The 245-nt window shown below is 71.8% G+C and carries 1 pseudogene; it reads left to right on the top strand.

Going from position 1 to position 245, the window contains the following annotated elements:
* Positions 1–245, top strand: a pseudogene (locus KVT37_RS32585) (glycosyltransferase family 39 protein); the annotation flags it as partial.

Raw genomic sequence — 245 nt, forward strand, 5'->3', positions numbered from 1 at the left:
GCCGGCGCTGCTGATCATGGTCGCATCGCTGTTTACCGGCACCGGCGTAGCCTGGGGCGCGACGATGTACAACCTGGTCGGCGCCATGGCGGTTGCGCTGCTGGGCCAGCGGCTGGGGCCAACGGGGTTGCGCCGGCTGACGGTGCTGGCGCGGCTATGCGTGGTCGGCGTATCGGGCCCCTACGGGGCACCCGGCTGGAGGGGCTGCTATGTGTTCGGCGGCCCGCAGCCAATGGGTGGTCCGG

This window comes from Mesorhizobium sp. GbtcB19 (genome assembly GCF_019091085.1).
Classification (GTDB): Bacteria; Pseudomonadota; Alphaproteobacteria; order Rhizobiales; family Rhizobiaceae; genus Mesorhizobium.